The organism is Natronomonas salinimetallica, from assembly GCF_013839515.1.
In the GTDB taxonomy this organism is placed as follows: Archaea; Halobacteriota; Halobacteria; order Halobacteriales; family Haloarculaceae; genus Natronomonas.
The window spans coordinates 1-1,070 of the sequence record NZ_JACDNQ010000029.1; the positions used below are offsets into that span (position 1 = coordinate 1).

A 1,070-nucleotide genomic window follows, 5' to 3' on the forward strand; every position below is an offset into this window, starting at 1 on the left:
GTGAACTACCCCTGCCTACTCGCCCGCTGTCGCGGACTCGTTGAGGCAGGGGCTTCCTGTTTCGACGACGTTGTCAGACTGCGTCTGACAGCCTGTCGAGGTTCCCTCGACAAACGCGACTTGCAGATACTTCAAGAGTATCCGTAGCGGTCGCAGTCTCCGCAGGCGTATCTTCGGAGTGAACCACTCCTAGGCGGTTCCAACCGCGTTGTTGGATGTTGAATGCCGCGTTCCAATCCCGGTCAACTTCGAACCCACAACTTGGGCAGGAATGCTCGCGAACCCACAATGGCTTCTGTGTTTCCACGCTGCATTCAGCGCATTCTTTCGTCGTGCCGCGTGGTTCGACTTCCACGACGTGACAGCCGTTCTTCTCGCCGTGGTGTTCGAGGATCATGCGGAAGTCACGCCACCCGACTTCCGCTTTGTTCCGGGCGTTCTGTGGGGACTCAAGCATGCCCTTCACGTTGAGGTTTTCAACGAATACGGCGTCGTACTCGGTGGTGTAGAAATGCGCGAGCTTGTGTTTGAAGTCCTGTCTTTTGTTCGACATCCGAGCGTGAACCTCGGCGACGCGTTGGCGTTGTTGCTCCCAGTTGTTTGAACCGTGCTGTTTCCGTGAGAGCGAGCGTTGCTCGCGTTCGAGTCGCTCGCGGTCATCAGACAAGTCAAGCCGTTGTACTGACCGACCATCCGAATCGTGGACGAAGTTCAACACGCCAAGGTCGAGGCCAACCGTATCTTCAGAGTCGATATCTTCGGGTTTGGGTTTGGGTGGTGCGTCGGTTTTGATGCAGAATGAGACGTACCACGCACCTGTCGCCTCTTTCTTGAGCGTGACTTCTTTGATTTGCTCGTGGTCTGGAAGGTCGCGGTGGAGTCGCACTGGTATTTCGCGAGTTTTACGGCTGAGTTTTTTGAGTATCAAGAGTCCGCGTCCGTTTGGGCCACTCTTCGTGTCGAGTTCGAAGCCCGATTGACGGTACGTGAAACTCCTGTACTCACGCGGTTTCTTCCAGTTCAACGACCCTACGTCGTAGCCGTTGGCTTTGAGTTTCCCGAGGTTGTTG

At 55.6% G+C, this 1,070-nt stretch carries 1 protein-coding gene; it reads right to left on the bottom strand.

Annotated elements, in window-relative coordinates; genetic code table 11:
- Positions 1-73: 73 nt before the first annotated feature.
- A partial coding sequence (locus HZR14_RS14135; RefSeq protein ID WP_181693522.1) for an RNA-guided endonuclease InsQ/TnpB family protein occupies positions 74-1,070 on the bottom strand: 997 nt, incomplete at its 5' end.